This window comes from Nostoc sp. (genome assembly GCF_036919595.1).
Lineage (GTDB): Bacteria > Cyanobacteriota > Cyanobacteriia > Cyanobacteriales > Nostocaceae > Nostoc.
The window spans coordinates 1-26,992 of the sequence record NZ_JBALCO010000017.1 but is presented as its reverse complement, the minus strand read 5'-3'; the positions used below and the strand labels follow the sequence as shown (position 1 = coordinate 26,992).

At 44.4% G+C, this 26,992-nt stretch carries 21 protein-coding genes; 11 read left to right on the top strand and 10 right to left on the bottom strand.

Going from position 1 to position 26,992, the window contains the following annotated elements:
* The first annotated feature begins 840 nt into the window (after positions 1-840).
* Positions 841-3,381, top strand: coding sequence for a cell division protein HetF (gene hetF / locus V7K21_RS02695; RefSeq protein WP_335171280.1), 2,541 nt, complete (start codon positions 841-843; stop codon positions 3,379-3,381).
* Between the two features lie 155 nt (positions 3,382-3,536).
* Here hetF and V7K21_RS02690 read toward each other — a convergent pair whose 3' ends face one another.
* The 3 genes from V7K21_RS02690 to V7K21_RS02680 all read right to left on the bottom strand — a co-directional run bounded on the left by V7K21_RS02690 (position 3,537) and on the right by V7K21_RS02680 (position 6,438).
* Complete coding sequence (locus tag V7K21_RS02690; protein WP_335171279.1) at positions 3,537-3,881, bottom strand: hypothetical protein; 345 nt, start codon at positions 3,879-3,881, stop codon at positions 3,537-3,539.
* Between the two features lie 198 nt (positions 3,882-4,079).
* Positions 4,080-4,898 carry a type 1 glutamine amidotransferase gene (locus V7K21_RS02685; RefSeq protein WP_335171278.1) on the bottom strand — a complete coding sequence of 273 codons (819 nt, stop codon included), beginning with the start codon at positions 4,896-4,898 and terminating at the stop codon, positions 4,080-4,082.
* Between the two features lie 202 nt (positions 4,899-5,100).
* On the bottom strand, positions 5,101-6,438 hold the full coding sequence (locus V7K21_RS02680; RefSeq protein ID WP_335171277.1) for a Mur ligase family protein: 1,338 nt from the start codon (positions 6,436-6,438) through the stop codon (positions 5,101-5,103).
* Between the two features lie 238 nt (positions 6,439-6,676).
* Here V7K21_RS02680 and V7K21_RS02675 point away from each other — a divergent pair, with 238 nt between their 5' ends.
* From V7K21_RS02675 to V7K21_RS02640, 8 genes are all read left to right on the top strand, one after another.
* A complete protein-coding gene (locus tag V7K21_RS02675) occupies positions 6,677-7,528 on the top strand; it encodes an STAS domain-containing protein (protein WP_335171275.1) in 852 nt (283 codons plus the stop codon).
* A gap of 17 nt (positions 7,529-7,545) precedes the next feature.
* The gene (locus V7K21_RS02670; protein ID WP_335171273.1) at positions 7,546-7,959 is read left to right on the top strand and encodes an STAS domain-containing protein; all 414 of its coding nucleotides are present in this window, start codon (positions 7,546-7,548) and stop codon (positions 7,957-7,959) included.
* On the top strand, positions 7,940-8,344 hold the full coding sequence (locus tag V7K21_RS02665; protein WP_335171272.1) for an anti-sigma regulatory factor: 405 nt from the start codon (positions 7,940-7,942) through the stop codon (positions 8,342-8,344). Before V7K21_RS02670 ends, V7K21_RS02665 begins: the two co-directional genes overlap by 20 nt.
* Before the next feature lies 1 nt (position 8,345).
* Complete coding sequence (locus tag V7K21_RS02660; protein WP_335171271.1) at positions 8,346-9,353, top strand: ATP-binding SpoIIE family protein phosphatase; 1,008 nt, start codon at positions 8,346-8,348, stop codon at positions 9,351-9,353.
* The gene (locus V7K21_RS02655) at positions 9,350-11,659 is read left to right on the top strand and encodes an ATP-binding protein (RefSeq protein WP_335171270.1); all 2,310 of its coding nucleotides are present in this window, start codon (positions 9,350-9,352) and stop codon (positions 11,657-11,659) included. Before V7K21_RS02660 ends, V7K21_RS02655 begins: the two co-directional genes overlap by 4 nt.
* Complete coding sequence (locus tag V7K21_RS02650) at positions 11,652-13,658, top strand: hybrid sensor histidine kinase/response regulator (protein ID WP_335171269.1); 2,007 nt, start codon at positions 11,652-11,654, stop codon at positions 13,656-13,658. Before V7K21_RS02655 ends, V7K21_RS02650 begins: the two co-directional genes overlap by 8 nt.
* Positions 13,659-14,399: 741 nt before the next feature.
* On the top strand, positions 14,400-14,987 hold the full coding sequence (locus V7K21_RS02645; RefSeq protein ID WP_335171268.1) for a thylakoid membrane photosystem I accumulation factor: 588 nt from the start codon (positions 14,400-14,402) through the stop codon (positions 14,985-14,987).
* A gap of 140 nt (positions 14,988-15,127) precedes the next feature.
* Positions 15,128-15,736: a hypothetical protein gene (locus tag V7K21_RS02640; RefSeq protein WP_335171267.1), complete on the top strand. Its 609-nt coding sequence runs from the start codon at positions 15,128-15,130 to the stop codon at positions 15,734-15,736.
* Positions 15,737-15,762: 26 nt separating this feature from the next.
* Here the strand turns inward: V7K21_RS02640 and V7K21_RS02635 are convergent, their stop codons facing one another.
* From V7K21_RS02635 to V7K21_RS02620, 4 genes are all read right to left on the bottom strand, one after another.
* Positions 15,763-20,820 carry a PAS domain S-box protein gene (locus V7K21_RS02635; protein WP_335171266.1) on the bottom strand — a complete coding sequence of 1,686 codons (5,058 nt, stop codon included), beginning with the start codon at positions 20,818-20,820 and terminating at the stop codon, positions 15,763-15,765.
* A 368-nt stretch (positions 20,821-21,188) separates the two neighbouring features.
* A complete protein-coding gene (gene bioF / locus V7K21_RS02630) occupies positions 21,189-22,367 on the bottom strand; it encodes an 8-amino-7-oxononanoate synthase (RefSeq protein ID WP_335171265.1) in 1,179 nt (392 codons plus the stop codon).
* A 37-nt stretch (positions 22,368-22,404) separates the two neighbouring features.
* On the bottom strand, positions 22,405-23,037 hold the full coding sequence (ruvA, locus tag V7K21_RS02625; protein WP_335171264.1) for a Holliday junction branch migration protein RuvA: 633 nt from the start codon (positions 23,035-23,037) through the stop codon (positions 22,405-22,407).
* Positions 23,037-23,795, bottom strand: coding sequence for a sucrose-phosphate phosphatase (locus V7K21_RS02620; RefSeq protein WP_335171262.1), 759 nt, complete (start codon positions 23,793-23,795; stop codon positions 23,037-23,039). The genes ruvA and V7K21_RS02620 overlap by 1 nt, the downstream gene beginning before the upstream one ends.
* A 121-nt stretch (positions 23,796-23,916) precedes the next feature.
* Here V7K21_RS02620 and V7K21_RS02615 point away from each other — a divergent pair, with 121 nt between their 5' ends.
* Positions 23,917-24,090, top strand: a complete 174-nt coding sequence (locus tag V7K21_RS02615) for a hypothetical protein (RefSeq protein ID WP_335171261.1) — start codon at positions 23,917-23,919, stop codon at positions 24,088-24,090.
* A gap of 179 nt (positions 24,091-24,269) precedes the next feature.
* Entirely contained in the window at positions 24,270-24,497 is a 228-nt protein-coding gene (locus V7K21_RS02610; RefSeq protein WP_335171260.1) for a hypothetical protein, read from the top strand.
* Positions 24,498-24,737: 240 nt separating this feature from the next.
* Here the strand turns inward: V7K21_RS02610 and V7K21_RS02605 are convergent, their stop codons facing one another.
* The 3 genes from V7K21_RS02605 to V7K21_RS02595 all read right to left on the bottom strand — a co-directional run bounded on the left by V7K21_RS02605 (position 24,738) and on the right by V7K21_RS02595 (position 26,823).
* Entirely contained in the window at positions 24,738-25,424 is a 687-nt protein-coding gene (locus tag V7K21_RS02605) for a DUF4926 domain-containing protein (protein ID WP_335171259.1), read from the bottom strand.
* Positions 25,425-25,486: 62 nt separating this feature from the next.
* Positions 25,487-25,765 carry a DUF6883 domain-containing protein gene (locus tag V7K21_RS02600; RefSeq protein WP_335171258.1) on the bottom strand — a complete coding sequence of 93 codons (279 nt, stop codon included), beginning with the start codon at positions 25,763-25,765 and terminating at the stop codon, positions 25,487-25,489.
* The gene (locus V7K21_RS02595; RefSeq protein WP_335171257.1) at positions 25,762-26,823 is read right to left on the bottom strand and encodes a COR domain-containing protein; all 1,062 of its coding nucleotides are present in this window, start codon (positions 26,821-26,823) and stop codon (positions 25,762-25,764) included. The genes V7K21_RS02600 and V7K21_RS02595 overlap by 4 nt, the downstream gene beginning before the upstream one ends.
* Positions 26,824-26,992 lie beyond the last annotated feature (169 nt).

The following is a 26,992-nucleotide window of genomic DNA, read 5'->3' as shown; positions in this document are numbered from 1 at the left end:
AAAGTAAATGGGTAGCTATCGGATAAATTAGCAGAGGTTAAAGTTGTTGCTGTTTAGCCACCGAAAAAACCCCCAACGGGTGTTAGCCAACCAGGGGAGTTAGTTATCAGGTCACAGCTACCAATAATCTTTTCTAAAGTAAATGGGTAGCTATCGGATAAATTAGCAGAGGTTAAAGTTGTTGCTGTTTAGCCACCGAAAAAACCCCCAACGGGTGTTAGCCAACCAGGTGAGCTAGTTATCAGGTCACAGCTACCAATTAAATAACCAGTGCGCTGCCTTAAAAAATTGATGCGTCAGATATGATTGCTGCTTACTTTCTTCATAAAAAAACCCCCAGTGGGTGTTAGCCAACCAGGGGAGCTAGTTATCAGGGTGCATCTACCAATTAAGTGTTCTAGGTTTAACCATCATCCTCCGGATAAATTTACTAGAAAGTTGATTGTTGTTATGTGTAAAAAAACTCTAGTGAATATTAACTGAATAAGGAGAGTTAAAAATCAAGCTACATTCATCTAGTAATCAAGTATTCTAGGGTTAAGCACTATTTTCTGAGAGAGAATATCTGCGTTAGAAGTTGCTGTAATTTGCCAAAATTGAAAAAAACCCCCAGCCGGTGTTAGCCATCTAGGGGAGTTGAAGATCAAGGTGCATCTACCAATTAAGTGTTCTAGACCCAAGTAATCCGATCCGGATAAAGTTGTAAAGGCAAAAAAAGCAAAACAGCACCGAATCAGAAACATTCAGGGGTAGGATGCATCTAAGTTATCAGAGGGAGCGAAAAATCGACTTGAAACTTTCGCGTTTCAAACCAGATTTAGGAGGCGGACAGGAGAAGCTGTGACCCAGGAATTTCATATTTCCGTGACCCCAGTAGGGCAAAATGACTACTTGGTGCGGACGGAACAAGTCGCGCCTGGGGTACCATTGGCAGAAGAGTTGGTGACTTGGCCTGTAGCTGATTGGTTGATGGCTGCTGGGCATTTGATGAATGACCCGTTGAAATCGGTGTTGCAAGGAGATCCATTCGCCTCTGGTGGGCATGAAAGCAGTATCGCCAGAAACTCTGTTAATTTGGTGGCGTTGGGTCAACAATTTTATAACGCCCTATTTCAAGGCACTCTCAGAGATAGTTGGATTACTGCCCAAGGTATTGCCCAAAACCACCAACAAGTACTACGCTTACGCTTGGGGCTAAAAGACACTAGGTTAGCTCGTCTGCCTTGGGAAGTGATGCACGCAGGCGATCGCCCTCTGGCTACTGGGCCTTATGTGGCTTTTTCTCGCTTCCAAAGTGGAATTTTGGGGGCTTCCCGTTTGCGATCGCAAAATATGCCCACACTACCAGAAGGTGGTGTCAAAGTATTGATGGTAATTGCTTCTCCTTCAGATCAAGTCCGCCTTGATTTACAGAAACAGGAAGCTATTAAACTGCAAGCTGAACTTCACCGACAAACATCACGACTGGCTGAAGGTAGCAATCGTTTCCCCCAAATTGAACTCACTGTATTAGACCAACCAGGACGGGAAGAATTAACCCAAGCCCTAGAACAAGGCAGATACCACGTTCTCCACTACTCTGGTCATAGTAGCTTAGGTTCCAATGGCGGAGAAATTTATCTTGTTAGTCGCAGAACTGGCTTAACAGAAATCTTGACTGGGGACGATCTGGCAGGTTTGCTCGTCAACAATAATATCCAAATGGCAGTGTTTAACTCCTGCTTGGGGGCGTACACAGCCGCATCCGATCCCTCTGGAGATGCTGGTGAACGAAACTTAGCAGAAAGTCTCGTGAAGCGCGGAATCAGAAGCGTTTTGGCGATGTCAGAACGGATTCCTGATGAAGTGGCACTGACACTCACACAATTGTTTTACCGCAACTTGAGTCAGGGATATCCAGTAGATTTGTGCGTCAGTCGCGTGCGTCAAGGATTAATTTCTGCCTATGGTTCTCACCAGATGTACTGGGCATTACCGATTTTGTATCTCCAGCCAGAATTTGACGGTTTTCTGAGTGAGGAAACTGAGTTATCCGAAAGTGCAGAGTCGCTGAATCAGTATAGTTCGCCTTTAGGGGCAACTTCCACGATGTACTCTGCGATCGCAGATGATACCGAGATGCCTTTAGGAATGGAGCAAATGATCCCTTCTGGTTTGGCGCATGACTCTTCTGGGTTGGACTGGCTAGGTGACGATACTTGGGGCGATCTCGTTGATGAAATTGAGTATGATAACTCAAGCTATGAAGAAGATTCTGCTATAGTTTCGGATTTGTTTCGTCAGTTAGATAACCAAAAAGCTTCAACTGAACCGGATGAACAGATTCGAGAAAATAGTCATCACCAAAGCCAGGTTTCAGAGGAAATGACTTCCCCAGAAGAGGAAGCAGATTTGTGGGGAGAAGTTCCACCGCCACCACCTCCAACTGCTGGGAACCTTGAAGGAAATTGGCAAAATTCTGCTGATTTTTTGCGTAGGCATAGCCCGCCGCAGGCATCGCAAACAGCCCCGCAAACAGCCCCGCAACCAGTCCCACCAAGACCTCGTACCCAACGCCGCAAGCTGTGGCCGATTGTGGGTATTATGGGGATTAGTGCCTTAGTAGCTGCGATCGGTTTAAATTGGTGGTGGCAAAATCGATCCCAGGTAACTCTACCTAACATACCAGCAATTCCCACCCAGTCTCTACCCATTCAAAAGCAGCAAAATATCGACTTACAGACAGCAGCGACTGGGATTGTCACCACCACCGCCACTGAAAAATTGAGCCAGGGCGACTTGGAAGGTGGGTTATTGGCTGTAGAAGAACTACTCAATCGTGGCGCACTGGCTGCGGCTGAAACTGCCCTGAAACTAATTCCAAATAAACAAGCTAACGATCCATCTGTCAACTTTTACAAGGGACGATTAGCGTGGCAGTCTATCCAAACTGGAGACAATAACTATAGCGTCGATGATGCCCGCCGTTACTGGGAAACTGCTGCAAAAGCTAAACCAGAATCGCCTTTGTATAATAACGCCTTGGGATTTGCCTACTACACGGAAGGCAATTTGAATCGAGGTAATGATTCTTGGTTTAAAGCTTTGAATTTAGCTCTCAAAGAGCAGAACACACAATCAAGATCCACAAAGGCAGCAGTGCCTCAGGATGCTTTAACTTCCTATGCTGGTTTAGCTCTCGGATTGTATAAATCTGCATTTAGTCAATCTAATGGTAAGCAGACACAATATCTCAAGGAAGCGATCAAGTTGCGACAATTGGTAGTTAAGTCTGATCCCGTAAATTTCCAGGTAGATAAATTAGCTAAAAATTGGCTATGGACAGAAAAGGCGATCGCAGATTGGCGATCGCTCCTTCAGGAAAAGAGCGAAGAACAGTAAGATGTTGCAGTGGAGCGATCACGATTAATTAAATAGCAGTTCTCAATTCTATGTAATACAGTCGATTTGTAGAGGCACAGCATTGCTGTGCCTCTACTGCATCTTGCTTTTGCAAGATGGTTTGCAATTTTCACAATTAAAATAGGATTGCTATACTATCTACCTGCTGCTATCAAACGCTGATGCACTAAATACTCAAATTGATAAAGATAGGCAGCAATCATGACTCGAATTATGGTTTGGACTATCAGCAGAGGCTGCGCTTGAATTTTAAATAAACTGAACAAATTGAAGAAATCAGGAGATGGCAAGAAAAGCATTATAATACCAAATGCTATGATTAGCGAGAGAATATTCACCAACCAGCCATACAATCCTTCCCACCAATTGATCAAACTAGGAAAAACTTCTGTTGTTGGCTCTGTTTGTGGTAGTTGGCTCTCAGGAAAGAAGCTATCTAAAAATCGATGCAGCCAATGGTGAATCAATGCAACTACCACGATGGGCAAAAGTTAGACTAGTAAACTTGATAAGTACACTGGATTAAAATATTTTGGTGATTTTTTGCAAGTATAATCTATGCCATAAAGTTAGTGGAAATAAGTATTGATAAGGCTTGAGTCATACTTTGCCCCCTTGCTTTATGTCAAATTTGACCCCTCCCCAACACGGAAAGAGGCTTAATCAGCGAACTGAGGTTAAACTTTCGCCGCAGCAACACTTGGTAAACTTACTTTCAACCGCTTAAACATCGCTTCCCGCGCTTGTACAGCAAGATTATCATCCAAAGGTTGCAATACGATCGCCTGCTGATACTTTAGCCGCAGTGCTGTTTGAATTAACCAATCGGCGACAAAAGGATTTTTTGGTAACAAAGGGCCGTGGGAATAAGTTGCGATCGCATTCTGATAAAATGCTCCTTCTGTCCCATCTTCACCATTATTTCCCAAACCGTACACCACTCGCCCCAATGCTTCTACTTTCCCCAGTTTGGTACGTCCACCGTGATTTTCAAAGCCTATCAAATATGGTGTGCTACCTGTCATCTCTTTTAAATCTCGCGCCAGACGTGAGGCTGTGACTTCAATTACCAAGTTACCAATACAGCGCTTAGTATTTTCACCAGGATGCACGGAAACTAAATCGAGTATCCCCAAACCATCAATCCTTTGTCCTAATCCTGGTTCATAATAATGTCCCAGCAGCTGCGGGGAACCACAGGTAAACACTCCTGGCGTACCATTTTCAATTTTCTCGCGCATGGCGTCAGCTTTTGCACCTTGCAAATCACGCATGACAATTTCTTGCTGACGATCTTGTGCGCCACCACCAACTATTACATCTACAGTTTTAATATCTGCGGCTGTAGCATTTTGATCCAGGGGTAACACTTTAACATCGTATTCCCGCCACTGGGCGCGACGTTCTATAGTAATTACATTACCGCGATCGCCATAAGTACTCATCAGCGTCGGGTACAACCAACCAATTGTTAATTCCAATTTTTGAGAACTCATAAATAACTCTTGATTAATAACTAATAGTTTTTATCAACTTATGCTGAAATCACTCTGTGCATATCCAGACTTGAAGGAGCAATTTCCGCTTGGGTTAGCATATTGTGAATTTCTCCTCGGTGATGTGTCTGGTGGTTGAAAACTCTTTGGGTAACGAAATATGGGGCATAGGGAAAAATTTCTCTACTCCCCACTCCCTAATTTAAAGAATTTTTCGACCCGTCAGGACTTCTCGCACTTCTAACATCGCTGAATAGGTAGGCAGAATGTGCAAAGTTTCATTCTCTGGTGTATGCTCTAATGCAGTAGCGATCGCCTGTCGTAAATCTTCTTCGACTATTAAATTTAACTTACTCTCACAGGACTTTTGACTGTAACGTAAACGTAGTGCCATATCGTAGACGCGATCGCCACTCACTACTAAAGTCCCTCCGCGTTCGACTAATTTCTCGGTATCCACGTCCCAAATCCAGGATACATCAGTGCCATCGGGTGTGCGATCGTTCAATACTAGCAGTGTGGTTTTATCTGTGCTTTGAGTCACCACACGAATGGTTTCATTCGTTCCCACGGGATTTTTTGATAACAGAATCCGCACCCGTTTACCGTTAATTACTAAATCTTCTGCCCGACCAAACGCAGCTTGGAAAGTATTAATAGTATCTCGAATTGTTGCTTCATCAACTCCTAACTCAATAGCCGCAGTCACAGCCGCTAAAGTATTATATTTGTTGTATAAACCAACAAGAATTTGCGACCATTCACTACTTTCGAGAGTCGGTTTACTTTTACTAAAACCACACTTGGGACAAGTAAAATCTCCCAAATGAGACAAATAAAGACCTTTGTAATCTAGAGAATGTCCACATCTGGGACAATAGATAGAATCAACAGCGTGAGGAATAGCTTCTAAATAATGTTTTGGTTCATTCAAGCCAAAGAATAACACCCGTTGAGGTAACTGCTGACCGAGGTTAGATAAAGTTGGGTCATCAGCATTGGGAATTACCACCGTTTCTGCTGGTAGGGTAGAAATAACTTTTGTCCAACGCTTACTAATTGTGTCTACTTCCCCGTACCTATCGAGTTGGTCGCGGAATAAGTTTAAACAGAGAATAATTCGCGGTTGGAGTGGCGTTAATACTCTTGGTACAATATTTTCATCCACTTCCAAAATGGCGTAATCAACATCTAGTGTACCTGGTAAGGTGGTGCTTTCCAACAGCGCACTTATCAAGCCATTTTCTAGATTTGCACCTGTAGAATTATGAGCGATGCGATAACCCTTGCGTTCTAATATCGTGCATAAAAGCAGTGCTGTAGTGGTTTTGCCGTTAGTACCAGCAATTAAAATCACCCCGTTTTTAACTTGCTGACTCAATAATTGTAAGAGTCGGGGTTCAATGCGACGAGCAATCGAGCCTGGTAATACACTAGCAGCACCCAGACGGAGCGCTCGCACTATAAACGTTACACTTTTTGCCACTGACACCGCGAAACCCAGTCGCAGCCTATCTATGAATTGAATTTTGTTTCCCACATCGGTACCTTAGTCTTCTGGCGGTTGCTAATTGAAAGTTTTAGTTGCAAATTTAATTTTGTGAGTTTAGCGAATCCTAGCTTAAAAAGCCAGTCTCAACATTGTTAGGGAGCTTAATAAACTATTCCATGTCGCTGGCCCCCCGAAAAAAATCGCTCTCTAACTTCAGCTTTCAGGTTAGGCTAAATCGTCATACACTGATTTTGAACTAATGAAAGGGGTTGCCCTTATAGGAACGATGAGCGAAAGTAAGATACCAGAGATCCTGGAAACTTTCGAGGCAGATATGCTGTCGGAGTGGGTTCAGGAGCTAGCCACTATTAATATTCGCAGAGGCTTGATTAAAGAAGCTGAGATCAAGGAGGAGTGCCGGGAATTCCTTAGCTTGTTTCGGATCGCCGTTCAACAAGGCAACTTAACCAATATTGAGGCAGTGACATGGCAGGAGATGCGGGAAATGCTGAGTAGCATTTCTCGATCGCGATCGCAAAAAGGCTTCACACCTACTGAAACGGCTACATTCATTTTTTCGTTCAAGCAACCCCTCTTTAAGCGGATGCGTCAACAATTGAAAGACCCCATTGAGTTGGGTGAAGAAATCTGGCTAGCCACAAACTTACTCGATCAGATGGGATTGCTGATCATGGAAGTATATCAGAAGACGCGGGAAGAGGTAATTTTGCGACAGCAGGAAGAGTTGATGGAGCTGTCTACCCCAGTAGTTAAACTCTGGGAGGGAATTTTGGCATTGCCGATTATCGGCACTCTGGATAGTACCCGCACTCAAATAGTGATGGAATCGTTATTGCAGAAGATTGTCGAAACCGAGTCAGAAGTTGCGATCATTGACATTACTGGGGTTCCCACTGTGGATACCCTCACTGCTCAACATCTGCTTAAGACTGTTACTGCTGCCCGTCTCATGGGAGCCGATTGTATGATCAGTGGCATTCGTCCTCAAATTGCCCAAACAATCGTCTACCTCGGCATTGATTTGGCTGATGTCACAACAAAGGCAACGTTAGCCGATGCCTTTCTCACGGCGCTAAAACGGATGGGAGTGACCATTACTCGCTCTCAACCCAAATAGGTAGATAGGAGAAGCCAATGGAACGCATTCCCATACTCAAAATGGGCAATTTACTGCTTGTGACAATCCAAGTAGACATGCATGATCGCCTCGCCATGACGCTACAGGATGACCTGACCAACCGCATCACTCAAACTCATGCTCACGGTGTCCTGATCGATATTTCTGCATTAGAGATTGTTGATTCCTTCATTGGGAGGATTTTAAGCAACATTGCCAGAATGTCAAGGGTGCTGGATGCACAAACAGTTGTCGTTGGAATGCAGCCTGCCGTGGCAATCACCTTAGTGGAATTGGGGCTATCGCTGACGGGCATTCGCACTGCCCTAAACGTAGAAAAGGGCATGGCACTGTTGCGATCATCACTCGATAAAACCACAGATCAAATCACTGCCACCAAATGGAGGGCAGATGACGATCCAGAAGACTGAAACGATGGACATTCAATCTTCTACAGATGTAGTGTTAGTTCGGCAGACCGTGCGCCAGTTTGCCGTGGAGATTGGCTTTGGCTTAGTAGACCAAACTAAAATTGTGACCGCCGCCAGTGAGTTAGCCCGCAATACCCTAGACTATGGGGGAGGCGGCACAGTAAAGCTAGAAACGCTTCAGGAAGGGGGACGACGAGGACTCAGGCTGACCTTTGAAGATCATGGTCCGGGAATTTCTAATATTGAGTTGGCGCTGAAGGATGGGTTTACTACTGGGAGTGGATTGGGTATGGGACTGGGCGGTGCCAAACGACTTGCCAACGAGTTTGAGATTCAGTCTGCGGTGGGAGAAGGGACACGGGTAAAAATTGTACGATGGAAATAAAATGAGAGAATCTGTCGCCATCACAATTACTGAATCCAGCCAGACCGGGGAAGCTCGACGGGCAGCGATGGCTTTGGCAACTCGGCTCGGCTTTCAGGAAACGGAACGGGGCAAGGTTGGCATTGTGGTGACAGAGGTTGCTAACAATCTAGTGCAGCACGCTGATGGCGGAGTGGTGCTGCTGCGGACGCTCAACCAGCATTTAGCAGTCGGCATTGAGGTTTTGTCGCTCGATAAAGGATCGGGTATGGTCGATGTAGATCAGTGTTTGCAAGATGGCTTTTCCACAACTGGAACGTCAGGCAATGGAATGGGCGCAATTCGTCGCCTCTCTGGTTTTTTTGAAATTTACTCCATTCCCAACCAAGGGACAGCGCTCCTCGCCCACCTCTGGTCAGACTCGACACCCCATCCGCCTGAAAAGACCTTAGAAATTGGGGTGATCTGTTTGCCCAAACCAGGAGAAGACGTTTCAGGAGATGCCTGGGCTTGTGTTGTCGATGGTCGCCGTAGCCTGTTGTTAGTAGCCGATGGCTTAGGACATGGACCTGCGGCTGCCACTGCTGCTTCACAAGCCGTGAAAATCTTTCAAGACGATCATCATCGTTCTCCTGGTGCAATCCTCGAAGCTGCCCACACAGCCTTGCGAAGTACACGAGGAGCAGTACTCGCCATTGCCGAAATAGACTTTGAACAACAGTCTGTCTGCTTTGCCGGAATTGGCAATATCGCTGCCAGCATTTTCTCGTTTACTGAACACCACAATCTGCTGTCTCATAACGGCACAGTCGGGCATGAAATCCGCAAAATTCAAGAGTTTAGCTACCCTTGGTATTCCAATGGACTTTTAATTATGCATTCTGACGGATTAGGCGCTAAGTGGCAGCTTGATCGCTATCCAGGCTTGAGTCAAAAACATCCTAGTTTGATTGCAGGTGTGCTATACCGGGACTTTAACCGAGAACGGGACGATGTGACGGTGTTAGTGGTTAAAGGAATGGGCAGATGACAATCGTTTTTACGATCGAAATCCACTATGAACAGGATATTGTGCAAGCTCGGCAACGAACTCGCGAGATCGCCGAGCAGTTGGGCTTGGATACTCAAGATCAGGCACGATTGGCAACGGCAGTTTCAGAAATTGCCCGCAACGCGTTTCAGTATGCCAAAGGCGGAAGGGTTGAATTTTGTGTGGAAAGAGAGCCTCAGGCGTTTCTGATTCGGATTCAAGATTGGGGTGGGGGCATTCCTGATCTGGCAGACGTTTTGGCAGGACGCTACACCTCTAGCACAGGAATGGGACTCGGCATCGTGGGCACCCGCAGACTGATGGATTTCTTTGAGATTGAATCGCTGCCCGGACAGGGAACAACGGTGGTGATGAGCAAAAGATTGTCGAAGCGCACACCTACTTTCACCGATTCGCAATTGCAGCAGATTCGAGAAACCGTGATCGGGCGATCGCCTCAGAATCCTTATGAAGAAATCCAGCGACAAAACCAGGAGTTACTGCGGGCAATGGCAGAGCTACGAAAGCGCGAGGAAGAACTGACCCATCTAAACCGGGAACTGGAAGATACCAATCGCGGTGTGATTGCCCTCTATGCAGAACTGGATGAGAAGGCAAGTTCTTTGCAACAGGCAAACGAGCTAAAAACCCGTTTTCTCTCGAACATGAGCCACGAGTTTCGCACGCCCCTCAACTCGATTTTGTCGCTCTCTCGGATCTTGCTGGCCCGGATGGATGGCGATTTGACTACCGAGCAAGAAAAGCAGGTGACATTTATCCAAAAGGCGGCGAGCGGATTATCTGAATTAGTCAATGATTTGCTGGATTTGGCAAAGGTGGAAGCTGGAAAAATTGAAGTGCGTCCCAGTTCCTTTGAAGTCAGCGACTTGTTTGCCACGCTGCGAGGAATGCTGCGCCCATTATTGGTTCAAGGCTCCTCTGTCGCCCTGATTGTGGAGGAACCCGATACCATACCTTTGCTCTATACCGATGAGGGCAAAGTCGCTCAAATTCTGAGAAACTTTGTCTCGAATGCGCTCAAATTTACCGAGCAGGGAGAGGTGCGCGTCAGTGCGATGCAAATGGGTTATACTGTAATATTCTCCGTATTAGATACGGGCATCGGCATTGCTCCAACCGATCAAGAGCGCATTTTTGAGGATTTTGTGCAAATTGAGTCCCCTTTGCAAAAGCAGGTGAAGGGAACCGGGTTAGGATTGCCATTATCGCGCAAGCTGGCAGAGCTCCTGGGCGGCAGCGTTTCGCTTACAAGTGATCTCGGTCAAGGCTCTACCTTTACGGTATCAATTCCGATCGCCTACCCACATGCGACTGAATTTCCCACCCTACTGCAACCCATCACATTACTTGAGCCAACTCGCCGGCCCATTCTGGTGGCTGAAGATCATCCGGAAACACTATTTATTTACGAAAAGCACCTTCAGGAGTCAACCTATCAATTAATTGCGACCCGCACCTTAGCCCAGGCAAGGCTTGCCTTACAACAACTTCGGCCGGCGGCGATTATGCTAGATATTATGCTAGAAGGAGAAAATGGCTGGACGTTTTTGCGAGAAATCAAAGGAGATGAAAGAACTCGCAACATCCCTGTACTCATTATTACCATCATTGATAACGAGAAGCAAGCACTGGCGCTAGGAGCTAACGGCTTTTTAATTAAGCCTGTGGATAGATTACCGCTGTTGAATAAACTCAATGGGCTAATTAATCAGAATAGACCTCAAAAAATTTTATTAATTGACGATGACCCCGCTTATCGCTATCTTATAAAAAAACTGTTGGCAAATACACCGTTGAGTATTTTAGAAGCCGCGAACGGGCAAGAAGGATTAAATTTGGCACAACGCCAGCAGCCAAGTGTGATTGTGCTTGACTTGGAGATGCCAGAGATCAGCGGGTTTGATGTACTCAAGCAGCTTAAAAACAATTCCGTCACTCAGTCGATTCCTGTGATCATCCACTCATCTGTCCAACTGGATGCAGAAGTGCACAAGCGTTTAGCTGAACAAAGCATCGCCATTCTTTCTAAAGAAACAGGCTCTCAAACGGCGGCGATGTCTGATGACAAGCCCTTCTCTACGAGAGGCTGCGCCAACGGGTTCGGGGGGTCGCAAGACGCTCGTTCGCGTAGCGTCTCCGACAGGAGAAGACTCGCTAACGCGGCGCTAACGACGGGAACCGCCAAGACTGCGACCCCCTCACCGCTAGGCGTCTACGCCCAACTTCAAGATGCGCTCGTCAAAGCCGGACTAGTTCTGGGTGCTTGGGAGGAAAGCAATGTCTGAGTCACAGGTGACGATTCTGCATGTTGATGATAATGAAGCCAACCGTTACATTGTGTGCCGTATTTTGCAAAATGCAGGCTTTACGGTCGTGGAGGCAGCAACTGGAGCAACAGGATTAGAGGCAGTTGTCGAGCATCAGCCTGCTCTGGTGATTTTGGATGTCCAACTACCAGACATCAGCGGCTTTGAAGTCTGTCGCCAAATTAAAACAAACCCCGAAACGGCTTTTATTCCCGTGCTACACCTTTCTGCAAGTTTTGTCCAAAGCCAGGATAAAGCAGAAGGCCTAGACAGTGGTGCCGATGCCTATCTAGCACAACCAGTTGAACCCATTGAACTGCTTGCCACGATGCGATCGCTGCTGCGAATTCGGCAGGCGGAGGAAGCTGCTGTGTCCTCAGCACGAGAGTGGCAAACGACCTTTGACTCGATCAACGACGGCGTATGTCTGGTAGACCGAGAAGGTATAATTCTGCGCTGTAATCGAGCGATAATGCAGATTTTTTGCAAGCCCTCCCACGAAATTTTAGGTTGTGCTCACCATGAGTTGATGAAGGCAGAATTGGGAATGGGCGACGGCACGTGTTTTCACCGTGCTAAAGAAACTCATCAACGGCAAATTCTAGAATTTCAGTTCAAAGGACAGTGGTTTGCCGAAACCATCGACCCGGTATTTGATCAGCAGGGGACTCTCACAGGTGCCGTCTTCATCCTGTCAAATATTACGGAGCGCAAACAAGCAGAAACCTTACTGCAAGATCAGAATGATCGCCTCAATCAGCTGATGATTTCCTTGCAAGAACAAACTGAACAAGCACAGCAAGCCAACCGAATCAAAGATGAGTTTCTAGCAGTGCTGTCTCATGAATTGCGATCGCCCCTGAATCCCATCCTGGGTTGGGCAAGAATTCTGCAAACGAGCCAGCAGGACGCAGCCAAAACTCAGTACGCGCTCGAAACTATCGAACGCAATGCCAAACTACAAGCACAACTAATCGAGGATCTGCTCGATGTATCGCGTATTCTCCAAGGCAAGTTGAGTTTGAATACACTGCCAATTGGTTTAACGTTCACCATCAAAGCTGCCCTTGAAACCGTGCGGCTTGCGGCTGAAGCTAAATCTATTCAAATTGAATCAATATTTGAATCGAACATTGCCCAAGTGTTGGGTGATTCCGGTCGCCTGCAACAGGTTGTTTGGAATTTACTTTCTAACGCGATTAAATTTACTCCACACGGTGGTCGAGTAAAGGTGCAGTTAAAAAGGATCGACGATGAAGGTGAAGGGGTGAATGAAGTAGATACTCATCCTTTGGAATATGCTCAAATCATTGTCAGCGACACTGGCAAGGGTATCTCTGGTGACTTTCTGCCCTACGTCTTTGACTACTTCCGCCAAGCCGATGGGACAACGACCCGAAGATTTGGGGGGTTGGGGTTGGGGTTAGCGATCGTGCGTCATTTGGTTGAACTGCACGGAGGAACCGTTCAGGCGGCGAGTCCTGGAGAAGGGCTAGGAGCAACATTTACAGTCATGCTTCCATTTATCGCTGCGGTAAAACTGAATCAACATGATACTGAGTTTGATAATCGCTCAGACTTCAATCTAAATAAATTGCAAGCCCTGCTTGTAGATGATGACAAAGATTCGCGGGAGTTTATCGCCTTCCTGCTAGAACAGTATGGGGCGCAAGTGACTGAAGCGGACTCAGCACATGATGCTCTGAGCAGTTTAAGGCAAGCAAAATTTGATTTGCTAATTAGTGATATTGGTATGCCTGATATGGATGGCTACACACTAATTCGTCAAATTAGAAAGCAGTTGCCTGACCAAGGCGGAGAAATTCCGGCGATCGCCCTCACTGCTTATGCTGGAGAAATTGATCAACAACAAGCACTAGCCGCCGGATTTCAACGCCATATTTCCAAACCAATTGAACCAGAGCTACTAATAGAGGCTATTTTGACTATATTAGGCATTAAACCAAGATTTGTCTAATTTACTCCAAGATGGTCTAAAAAGTCCTAATATATCTAAACTCCAGTAATTTTTCCATAAAATTGACATCAGAGGGCAAATATTGAGGATGTATCGCTATAAAAACCTGAGTATTTATTAAATTTATTTACAGTTTTTACGGCTTTTAACTCCTAGTTGCCTGAAGTCATTAGTACAGCACGGCGTAAATAAGCAGACCATTGAAAAGCCCTAAAGAGTTTATTCCATAATACTTTTGACTTTTGACTTTTGACTTTTGACTTCCGCCTTGCGGTACTAGCTCCAGCCGAATAGTATAACCGCTATAGTAAACGCTTTGAAGATTCCCGACTGCCTAGAACGCTCCAGAATGTCAGAGTATTAAACCCTTTAATTGACGATAAATGTGAAATTGGAAAGACCCTAAGCCAAGGTTTAAGTAAATTAAAGAATTGATATCACTTCTAGAAATAGCCTTTTGTAGCATTCATACTAGTCATCAACAAATTTTATAGTTTCGGCAGGCTCTCTTGCCTAAAACCTACATCAGCAAAGGGTTTGCGACATTTAACTCTATTATTATCTCATGAGAGTGATGAAAAAGCGTTAACTCTCCTTTCATCTGCCACTTCCCACTTACCAGAGATAATCTCAGTAGGCGTTATCTTAAAAAATAGTGCGCGGGCGTAATTACATATTCAGCCCAGTTTGCCGAATTCAGCATAAACTCACGACAAGTAGTAGCTTGCAAGGTTCCTTTTGATGAATAGCACAAAGTTTCTTTTTTTACATAAACAAATTACTGGCTGGCGAAGGTTGCTGTCCAAATGCCTATTGTTGTTTGCAAGTCTTTTCATTATAAGTATGCAACCTGCATATGCTGGTCTCAATAATGATTTATATGATGGCAACATCTTTGTCGTTTATGCTGGCAATGGTTCATTAGTTCCTCCCAGACAGACACTTGCACAGACTTTAGCGGAACATAAACCCATATTTTTGGCCTTTTATGTGGATGACAGCAGCGATTCCAAAAGATATGCCATTTCCATTTCACGGGTACAAGAATTTTATGGTCGGGTAGCAGAGATTATGCCTATTAATGTAGATAGTATCCCACCTAAACAGACCTACGACCCTACAGAACCAGGATATTACTATTCTGGGACTGTTCCTCAAGTCTTGGTGTTTAATAAATCAGGTCAGGTAGTTTTGGATAAAAAGGGTCAAGTACCTTTTGAAGAAATAGACGATGAATTTCGCAAAATATTTGATTTGTTACCACGCACGGAAACAGCACAGCTCAAGCGGCGAGCTTTCAATGAGTTCAGTAGTGAGTTAGCTAGGTAACTTATGGGGTAGACCAAATTGGTCTGCCTTAAATTTTAGTGCTTCTTACTACATTTCTACTGATATAAAAGCATAATATTAGAATATCTGTGTTAACTATTTAGGAAGTTAATCTCTAGTCCCGTATAAAGTGTATTCTGATGTTAAAGGTTTACACCACCCAGGAGCTAATTCAAATTTTGGCAGCCGAACGCCAAGCTTGCCTCAACGGAAAACGCCTAAAATTAGAAATCACAGTCTCTGGCAATCCTGTAATTGACCAGTTTATCAGAACTGATGGGCTGCAACAATTCACAGCCTATCAAGATTTCAAAGCTGCAATTCACGATTATCAGAAAGAAAATCAAGTTTCAGGTATTATCTGGCGGGAGGTAATAGTCAAAGGTAAAAACTTAAACTATCCCCAAGTAAATACTGAGCTAATAGCCCTCCCCAGTGACTTAGAGATATTAAAAGCGGCTAAAAATTCTATCATAGAATTTTGGCATAAAGTCTCTATGGGGATGGATTTATACTTGAGTTTCAATAATAGTAAACAGTACCAACAAATTCTCACATTTGATGTAGAGAGAATTGTTCAAAGAACAGAATGGGCAAGTTTGTGCAAGTGGGAAAATTCTAACTTTTTGGAAATGATTTTGCAGCTAGGATGGGGTAAACCAGAAGAAGCTTACTATAAACGAGGAAGACCGCGATCGGGTAGTGAATATATTCATGCAGTTAATCCTGGTAATCGCCCCATTGGTTGACCAAACCTTCTTGTCTCCTGTCTCCTTCAAGGTTGATTTTGCCCGATAAGATTGACGATCGCTGTAGCTAAATCCCCTACTTCGACGGGTTTAGGTAGGTGTTTTTGAAATCCTGCTGCCATTGCTTGGTTGTAGTTAATTTCTCCAGCATAAGCAGTCAAAGCGATCGCGGGAATTTGCCCTCCTAGCTCAGGCGGTAATTTTCTCACCTCGCACAGCAACATATAACCATCAATCAAAGGCATTCCAATATCGCTTAACAGGATATCTGGCTTTGATTGGGCTAATGTTTCCAACGCTTGGGCGGCTGATTCAACTGCTGTTACAGTTGCTCCATATTGTTCTAGCGCAAAGCTAAAAAACTCTCGCACATCAGCTTGATCGTCCACCAGCAGGATTTGCACTCCAGCAAGTAATGTGTCCTCAGTACTGAGTTCTGTTTGAGAAGCCTCAGCACTGCTGACTCGCAACTCAGAATTTTTGAGTAAAGGCAACCTGACTGTAAAGGTAGCCCCTTGTCCTTCTCCCAGACTCTCTGCCTGAACTGTACCACCGTGAAGTTCCACTATATGACGCACAATTGCCAGTCCCAATCCCAGTCCGCCAAATATCCTGGTTGTCTTGGCATCTGCTTGCCGGAAGTAGTCAAATACGTAAGGCAAAAATTCTCCGCTGATTCCCTTACCTGTGTCAATCACCTGAATTTGAGCATCTGACCCAACTCGCTCTAAGCGCACTTCTACTCGTCCTTCTGTGGGTGTGAATTTAACGGCATTGGAGAGGAGATTCCACATCACTTGTTGCAAGCGATCGCCATCGCCCAGAACTTTGCCGATATCATTACTTAACACCGTTTGAATTTCAATTGACTTGGCTTCTGCTGCTAAACGCACCGTTTCTAGTGCAGCTGCAAGCGGCACTCTCAAATCCACTGCGTAAAGATTTAGGTTGACTTTACCTTGTAAAATCCGCGAAACATCAAGTAAATCTCCAATTAATTGGGTTTGTAACTGGGCATTGCGCTCTATTGTTTCCAGAGCACGGATTGTAGCGGCTTCATCAAACTTGCGGGTTCTGAGTAACTTTGCCCACCCTAAAATCGGATTCAGAGGAGTTCTGAGTTCATGGGAAAGGACAGCGAGGAATTCATCCTTAATGCGGTTGGCTGTCTCAGCTTGTGCCCTTGCAGTCTTTTCAGCTTCGTAAAGTTGAGCGCGAGCGATCGCTTGGGCACACTGCTGTCCCAATGTCAACATAAATCCCCGGTCTTCTTGATTAAATATTTGTTCATTGGTAAAGCTCAATCCCAGTCCCCCAATTACTTTGCCTTCTGCTATCAAAGGAATGGAAGCGCAGGCATTATTCCCTGTGAGAGCCACAGCATCTGCTAAGTTGGGATATTTAGCAGCCATGATTGCTAAATTTTCTAAAAAAATCGGCTGCCTAGTCCTGACTGTTTCTGCTATTTGGTTAGGTGCAGTGATCGGAAAATTTGTCCAGGTATCTATGAGTGATTGCGGATAGCCAATTGCTTGCACAACTTTTAGGGTAGTACCTCCCTCACTAAGTAAGACAACAGAACCAGCAGTGGCTTCCAAGGCGGCAATCCCTTGGTTTACGATCACATCAGCCACCTGTTGAGGAGTTAGCGCTTCCGAGAGGGCAGCAGTTATTCTTTGTAAAAGTAGCGTGCGATTGACAGACCGTTCAGCTGCCTGTTTTGCTTGTTGAGCTTCCTGGTAGAGTCTGGCGTTGTCGATGGCTGTCGCCGCCCGACGAGCAATATCCTCTGCTAAAGCCAAGTCTGTCTGTTTGTAGTGCCGACCTGATTCGGCTGTAAAAAAAGAGATTGCTCCAAATAATTGCCCACGGGAACGAACTGGAATCACCATTAGAGAACGAATACCCAGACTTCGCAGCAATTGCAGATGTTCATCGTCTTCAGCCATCTGGACAAGATGAGACTGAGATAATTCAGGATAAAAAACAGATATTCCCAACTGTAGGCGCTGCACAAGCTGTTTTGCTCTGGTTTGGGGTGGATAACGCCGTTGGATTTCGTTTAAAGTATTTTGTTTTGTGGGATCGGTAATTGCGATCGCAATTTGTTCACTTGACCAATCTTCCTGGAAAACATCTACAATACACCAGTCAGCTAGGGTAGGAACTGCTAGATTAGCCACACTTTCCAAAGTGATTTCATAATCCAATGAGGCAGCTAGTAAGGTGCTGGCTTCAACTAAAAAGTTTTGTGTAATTTCAACTCGTTTGCGTTTACTAATATCTTCAATAATGCCTAATGCATACTTTGGAAGTCCATTAGCATCCCAAACTGCTGATGAAGTTAGGTTTACCCAAACAATGGAACCATCTTTGCGGATGTAGCGCTTCTCTAGGGAATAATCACTAATTTCTTGTGCCAAAACTCGCCGAGCATTCTCAGAATCAACTTCTAAGTCGTCAGGGTGGGTAATTTCCTGAAAGTTCATTTGAATTAACTCTTCATGACTATACCCAGTAATTTCGCACAGAGCAGAATTAATTTGCAGAAATCGTCCATCCAATCCTATTAGAGTAATGCCCACAGCTGCCTGGTTAAACATTGCCCGGAACCTTTCTTCGCTTTCCCGCAAAGCAACTTCTGTTTGCTTTGCTGCTGTCACTTCTGCCAGAATAATTCCAATTCCTACCGTTTGGCCCATTGTGTTGTTGACTGGGTAATAGTTGCCCAGCCAGTAGCCGTAACGTTTGGGTTGCCCCCTTGTCTCACCGCTAATTTCTACATTCAGCAGAGGTTCTCCACTATCCAACACCTGCTGTAATAGTGGCTCCAACTCAGCCGCCATCTTTGGCAACACTTCCCCAAATTTGCGTCCTAGATGTTCTTCTATGCTCAAACCGTTAATCTCAGCAAAAACTTGATTGATTCGGATATATCGCAGTTCCCAATCCAAAAAGCATACTGCAACAGGAGCAGCTCCTAAGAGCGCATCTAGAAGAGATAGAGATTCGGCATAGTGGACTAAAGCCTGGTGGATATCTCGATAAAGTCGCGCATTTTCCACTGCTAAGGCAGCACGATGAGTAATGTCTGTTGCTAAAGTTAAATCAGAGCGATCGTAGCGACGGTCTGATTGAGCGATGACAAAGCTGATGCAGCCCAGGACTCGCCCTTGTGCGATTAACGGCACAATCATCACAGACTTCATCCCCAGTTGCCGAACAAGTTCTAAGTGTTCCTGATTTTGAGTAGTTGCGACTAATAGCGAGTCAGATACCTCTGAGATTAATTCGCTTTGCCCGGTTTGCAGTACTTTAGTAATTGCACTTGCAACCTTATAATTTGTCACATACTCCTGAAGTTTACGCGCCAACTCCGCTTTAGATGGATCTGCATGAGCAATAGGTAGGCGGCGAATGGAACCATCTTCATTTAAAATGTCAATGCTACACCAATCAGCTAGGTGGGGAACTGAAATTTTGGCAATCTGTTGTAATGTTTGTTCATAATCTAGCGAAGTAGAGAGTACACTACTAATTTGGGCGATATAGCGGAGTGTTTCCTCAGCCTGCTTGCGCTCTGTAGTATCGAGTATAAAAAAAGCTCCTCGATCTACAGTCCCTTCAAAATGGCTAGCACCTATCAAAATCGGGAAGCGTGAGCCGTCTTTACGGATATATTCCTTTTCATAGGGTGTGCAAAAGGAGCTGTCTTGAAATTGAGTCAGTGCTTGCTTATCGAGTGGCACATACTCTGTAGGAGTCAAGTCTTGCCAGAAAAGTGTTCCGGCAAGTAATTCTTCACGGGTATAACCCACCATATTCAGCAAGGCATCGTTCGCGTCTGTAATCCTACCGTCTCTATTCCAGAAGCCAATACCAATCATATTTGACTCAACCACGCTGCGAAACTTCGCTTCGCTTTCTTGCAGTGCTTGCTCAGTTTGTTTTAGTTGAGTAATATCAATTGAACTAATGCCTACTCCCAACAACTGCCCATCCGGCAAACACACTGGATAGTAGCTGACAAGACCATAACGATACACCATAGGCGGATAAGTTTCACCGCTCATTTCCTGGTTAAGCAAGGATTGCCTAGTTCTCATCACTTGCTCAAAAATAGGCTCTATTTGGGTTGCCCATTCCGGTAGTACTTCCCTAAAGGTACGACCAATATGTTGACTTTGCGGCACACCGTTAATCGCGGCTAGCGCTTCATTAGCATGAACATAACGAAGTTCAGCATCGAGAAAAGCCAGTGCCACTGGTGAACTAGTAACCCAAGCATTGAGTAACGCCAGAGATTCGTCTTTTTGCCCAATAGCTTGCTGAAGTTCCTGATGCAACCTGGCGGTTTCTAGTTCTGCCTGCTTGCGCCCAGTAATATTCACACCTGCACAGGTAATACCCTGAATGCTATTGTCTGTATCCCTTAGCGGTTCAACCAGCAAATCATAGTAGCGGTCTTCTCCACCAATTGTCAGATAAACCTCTTCACGGGTTGCAACACCAGTCTCTAGTACCTTCAGCTTAATTGCCCTCAATTTCTCTGCTACTAAAGCTGGAAATAATTCATCATCAGACTTTCCTAACATTTCCTCAGCAGTGTTTAAACCTTGAGGATTATGAATCCACTGATATCGCAAATTGCGATCCTGCTGAAAGACCACGATATCCGAACTGCTTAACGCTAATCGAAATCGCTCCTCACTAACTTTCAGCTTTCGGAGATTTCCATCAGCCCATCTTTTAGCAGTCTTTAATACCTCACATAAGATGCTAAAGAGTAATCCTTGTAATCCAAACAACCCAATTCGCACAAAATTGGATAAGTCCAAACTCAACTCATAAACTGGAGGGAGAAAGAAGTAATCGCTCAGTAACACAGACAAGGAAGTTGCTAACAGCCCTGACTTTAAACCACCATACCAAGCACTCATCATTACAGCGCTAATAAACAGCAAGAAAGGAGTTCCACTCATGCTGAACCAGGGGTCTAGTATCAACATTGGTACTAATGTAAGTGCAACAATTAATACAACAATGCCATAACGCAGTAATTGGGAATAATGAATATGGGGCATGAAAATGTCTGGGATCAACCAGTACTTATTGCAGCGGCTGTACATACCCTAAGCTAGTTTGTATATTTTAGTAACTTATCCACAGATAGATTTTTATTTAGTTTTAATAACATCTTTTGTTAGAAGCTAATTCCTCAAAAATATAGTATTAAAAGTAAAAATTTATCGTTAATTATATATAGTAATCCTGTTTAATTTGTAAAAATTTAAAGCCATAGAATCCCTGACTTCTCAAATAAGTCAGAGATGCTGTTTAAGATTGCTATAAGTAAGTAGGCGTGAATAATAAAATTGGAGTCGCTTTCTACATTCCGATTTAATTAATTTTACATTGTGTAATATAATTTGAATTATTTTTGCCCACTTACTTAGAACCTCACGAGTGAAGAGATATCCTTCAGCACTGCTACCAATTTGTCAATATGTGCTGCTTCATGAGTTGCCATTAAAGATATTCTGATCCGACTTGTGGGCACTGTGGGAGGACGAATTGCTGGAGCAAAAATGCCAGCATCTCTTAGCTGTTTTCCAGCTTTAAGAGCATCTGTCGCACTGGGCAATTGAAAACATAATATAGGTGATTCTGAAGGCAGTAATTTTAAATTAGGTAATTGTTGCAGCAAATTTTTCAAGTAATGTACATTTTGCCACAATTGGGCACGGCGTTGCGGTTCTTGTTGCACTATCTTGATTGCTGCTAAGGCCGCAGCTGTATCAGCAGGTGAAAGCCCAGTGGTGTAAATCCAAGTGGGTGCGCGGTTTTGCAAGAAGTCAATTAGGGCGCTACTTCCTGCCACATACCCGCCTAAACTACCCAAAGCTTTACTCAAAGTGCCAACTTGAATTAACTGCTTTCCTGTACACTTAAAATGTTCCACACACCCAGCGCCAGTTTTTCCTAGTACCCCAGTGGCATGAGCTTCATCAACTAGCAGCATACAGCTAAACTGATCAGCGAGATCCAACAGTGCTGGCAACGGGCATAAATCGCCATCCATGCTGAAGACAGTATCAGTAAGAATCAAACAACGTCGGTAGTTTTGTCGCTGTAAATTCAACTGGATTTTTAGTACTGCAAGATCACAGTGCGGATATTCCACAACTGCTGCACCGCTGAGAATCGCCCCATTTTTCAGACTGGAATGATTGTACTGGTCAGATAAAATTAAATCACGCTTGCCAACGAGGGCAGTAATTGTACCCAAATTGGCTAAATACCCTGAACTAAATACCAAGGCATCTTCTGTTTGTTTGGTAAATGCGATCGCCTCCTCTAATTCCCTGTGTAATTGTCGATGCCCACTGAGTAATCTAGAACCAGTACTACCAGTTCCAAATTCTGCGATCGCAGCAGTTGCAGCTGCCATCAACCGCTCATCCCCAGTCAACCCCAAATAGTCATTACTGGCAAAATTAATTACCTCTTGGCCAGCTAAAACCACCGTTGCACTCGGACGACCGTGGATTGTTTGTACTGAACGATACCAATCTGCACGATGAATTGTTGCTAAGGAATGTTCTAGCCAGGCATAAGGGTCAGTGGGCATTGGGCATTGGGGAAAAATAACTAATGACAAATGACAATTAAACTTGTTCGCTGCTGAGATGAGCGATCGCTTGTTTAATCCAATCTTCTACATAGGCGTCTTTGGGTAGTCCAATATCTTCACTCACCACATGCAGGGCGTGACTGACCTCATGGGCAGTATATCCCAAGGCGAAGAGGGTCATTTGCACCTCTTCGAGAATTCCCGGTGCTGGGCCACCTGTGGCGACGAAGAACCCGGCTGACTTGCGCCACTCGACTAATTTGCTTTTCAGTTCCAAACAAATGCGTTCGGCGATTTTCTTACCGACACCGGGAGCCTGAATTAAGATTTGTGTATTGCCAGCGATAATTGCTTGGACTAAATCTGGTAGTTCCAGAGTGTCCAAGAGGGCGATCGCTAAGGCTGCACCAATACCAGTGACAGTTAGCATGTGGCGAAATAAATCGCGTTCGGATGGCGAAGCAAAGCCATATAGTAACGGCACTTCTTCACGAATTTGGAAATGCGTAAAAATTTGTGTCACTCCTCCCGACTCTGGTAACTGGTTTGCTAGCCGTTGGGGAACTTGCAAATCATACCCCAAGCCATTCACTTCCAGAGTCAGGATCACGCGATTAGCGCCAATTGTTTGGATACCAGCGACTATACCTTTTAGATAACTAATCATTACAAGAGACCAAAATATTTTAATCCTTCGATAATTCCACCTGCACAAAAACATGAAGCCAGGTAGCGGTAGTCAGCGGGATACTCATTGTGCCATTGGAGTAACTCTTTGCGGGCATTTCCCACAATGATTCCCCGTTCGTTGCCTACAGCAAATAAAGCAATATCATTACCTGAATCACCACAGACAATTGTTTGTTCTGCTGCAAATTTCCACTTTTGGCGTAAAAACTGCATTGCCTGACCTTTATCGCTGCTATGGGGTACAATGTCAAGGTCTATTCCGCTACTGTAGATTAACTTTACATTTAATTTATATTTTTGCAACTCGGTCTCAAGTTGTGGTATCACATTTGCAGATACCTCTTGTTGTAAGAAAAAACTCACTTTGAAGGGACGCTGTTCTGAATCTGGTTGCCGAACTAACTCAGGATATTTTTCAGTAATAGATAATACAGTTTCCCGTTCCCATCCCGGAGAGACGATTTCTGACCAACCTGAGTCTGGTGTATCAGTACCATTAATGTAAATCTCAGTACCTACAGAAAGGATGAGGGCATCCGGTTGCAAAAGATTTTTTTGAGCTTGGAGTTCTTTGTAAAGTACAGGCGATCGCCCAGTAGCATAAACAATTTTCGTACCGTATTCTTGGCGATGTTGATTCAGCAGTTGATTTAGTTCTGGTAAGGCGCTGTCATCGCCCACAGTGCGATATACAAGGGTGTCATCTAGATCGGTTACAAAAAGAAATGGTTTCATGATTAGACCTCTTGCAAAATTTCGTTATTTTACCGCGTGAAGAGACTTTTGCAAGAGGTTTATTGTTTGGCAGGTTTTTGAAAGTACTGTTAGTTGGTTCAGCTTGCAGGATGGTGAATATGTGGCATTAATACCAAATACGTCAGGAATAATTGAAAGTCAAGTATTTCCAGGATTGTGGCTTGATGTCTCAGCATTAGTTGTGGGAAATATGCAACAGGTGTTGGCAGTATTGGACAAAGGACTAACTTCAGTTGAACATCAAGCGTTTACTCAGCAGTTGAACAATAGCTGATTTACAATAGACTTCTTGCATGAATCTTTACCCTCACCCTAAATCCCTCTCCCAAGCTTGGGAGAGGGACTTTAAAATTAACTCCCCTTCTCCCAATATTGGGAGAAGGGGTTGGGGAATGAGGGCAAGTTTTGCATTTGTGCAAGAGGTCTAATACCTTTGCCAAATAAAAAAATGTCTTGATTCGTGGGTTGGGTTGGGTTGAGTTATTTCGGGGAACCCATTTGTTATTTCGGGGAACCCATTTGTTATTTCGGGGAACCCATTTGTTATTTCGGGGAACCCATTTGTTATTTCGGGGAACCCATTTGTTATTTCGGGGAACCCATTTGTTATTTCGGCGATCGCTAGTTCAATTCTCATCAAATCAAAGGTGGGCATCATTTCAAGCTATGCGATCGCCTTAGAGGTTGTTTGAAAAGTGGTATGTTGTGATTTTAATCGAATTGTTACCCCCCTTAATCCCCCCTTATAAAGGGGGGAAATAAGAAAATCCGGTTCCCTCCCCTTTATAAGGGGAGGGTTAGGGTGGGGTAAAAAACATTTGATACATCAATCATGACTTTTCAAACATCCTCTAAAAGTTATTGATGAATAGCGATAGCTGTAAAGCTTGAATTTGCGATCACCCTTGGAGTGAGAAAAGTCTATTTACCAGAGGGAAGCTTTAGTTCGATATTTAATTTGTTCCCTATTTCCATAATATTGTTTGCAAAGTCTGTCATACCTGCGATCGGGGCAGCGACTAGAGTACCAGCAGCTATTGCAGCTAGTAGACGCTTTTTAAGTTCGGGTAAATTGCGTTCTTTTTCTGGCTTTTGAATTTCTGCTTCTACATCATCAATTTTAATGGTGATGTCGTCGCGGATTTCTGGTGGAAATTGGGCGGCAGTTTGGCGCATGGTGCTGATGATTTGCATTAGTTCTGCTACGCTTGCGCCGCTTGTTTGATTAAGATTGCTTACTGTGGCTTGGGCTTGGTTTTGAGCGACAAATCCAATAGTTGCGTCTTTGAAGTCATTTTGGTTTTTATCACCTTGGATTTTATCACCTTGGATTTTATCACCTGCAACGTTGTCGCCTTTGCCGAATTGATTGATGGTGTTAGACATAGTTTTTAGGGGTTTGTAATGGAGTTTTAGGAGTTGATGGGCTGGTAAAGCCTGCATAGCATAGGTTTGACCGTCATCATCGCTAAATTCTACTTCGTATACTTCGGGGGCGAGAATTTCGACAATGGTTCCCACTTGACCTGCAAGGAGGTTATGTTCGGATAAGGGAGTTTTAAGAGCAACAATATCTAATAAATTGAATTTGTTTGGGGTCGCAAGCATGGGCATTACCTCAAAATATAGCAACTAACGAGACGGGGAAAATCTTCGGTGGGGCGGACGATTCAAGTTGTGCGAATGTTAGCAGCGTTTTGGTTGCGGGTGATGGGGAAATCGACCATATAGCGTTGACCATATTCATCTAACAGGCTGGGAATTGCTTGATAATTTTGAATTGCATCTTCGATTAGCAGTTGCAGAATTTCTGCATCATCTCTACCTAAATCGAAGATAGCGGCAAACAGTCTGGCCTTATACTTTCCGCGATCATGTTGGAAGTTGAGGCTATAGTTCCGTAGTTTGTTGCGATCAATAAAGGCTAATTCAAAGTTGGGTAACTTCATCCAATTTTATTGCCTTCGACCTCATCGCCAGCAAAATTATCACCTTTTCCATATTGATGATAAGTGGTATTGTACTGATTATGAATAGAAAACTGTTTTTGCCTCTCTTCCTTGGATTCATAGCCATCTAAAAGTTGACGCAAATTGAATTTTAATTTTAGTTTGCCGATGGTGATTGTGCTTTCACGCATTGCCTCAAGTCCGAGAAGTTCTTGGTAGTCAAGGGGCGGGTGGTTGGGATAGTTGGGGACGGGAACCCATTCGGTGATTTCGAGATTGGGAAGACTTTTGTGGATTTTTTGGAAGACATCGCGGAGAATGCCGAGAAATGAGCGGCGGGTTTCTTGGCGTCCGCTAATGGTGATGAAGATTTTTTTGTCTTCGGGATCGGCTTTGATGCGGGCGATGTTGTAGATTTCGTTGTTTTCTTGATATTGCAGCATTACGCCACTGCGCCAATAGATTTGGTTATGGATTTTTTCGTGGGTGTTAACGATGAAGCGGGAGATAATGCTTTCGGGGAGAACTTTGTAATGGTATTGAAATTCCAGGGTTTCGTCGTGGAGTTCTGTTTCGTCTGGTTGGTCTTTAGGCAAAAGTCCTGCAATCAGAAATTGTGGTGGCGTAGATTCTAGTGCAAAGCAAAGCTCAAATTCTTTCATCAGCCCGATCAGATAGCCGTGACGCTCGGTGGGATATCGCTCCTGATTGAGGATGCAGATGAGATCGGCGTGGGTGAAAATGCCTTTGGTTTTAGTTTTTAGGTTTTCATCGCTCAGGAGCGCGTAAATGCCTTCTGTCACCCAGTTGGGTTTGAGGACGTTGGTATATTTGAGGATGGAATGATCGCGGAAGTTGAGAACTAAGCCAAGTCGATGCAGCAAGTCGATTAGTTGCTCACGGTCTTGTTGTTGGCTAATCTTGGTCTTGTAACAGATACAGATATAATCTTCGTAGCTGATGAAGTCTTCAGTCATGGATTCGAGTTGTTGTTTAACCTCAAACCATGTCAGGGGTAAAAGGTCGTAGACTTCTTTGAGGTTGCCAACTTCCTGCAAAATAGCGGTGCGAAGTTCATCAATGCCGATATTGTCTTGGCAGGAGGTTTCGATAATGTCTTGGATGTTAGGATATTTTTCGTAACTGCCCAGGTAGGAATGTCAGGAATATTCCCATGAGGGAAGAAAGATGGTAGTGTTCAAGCATGAATCCAGAAGAAAAAGATCA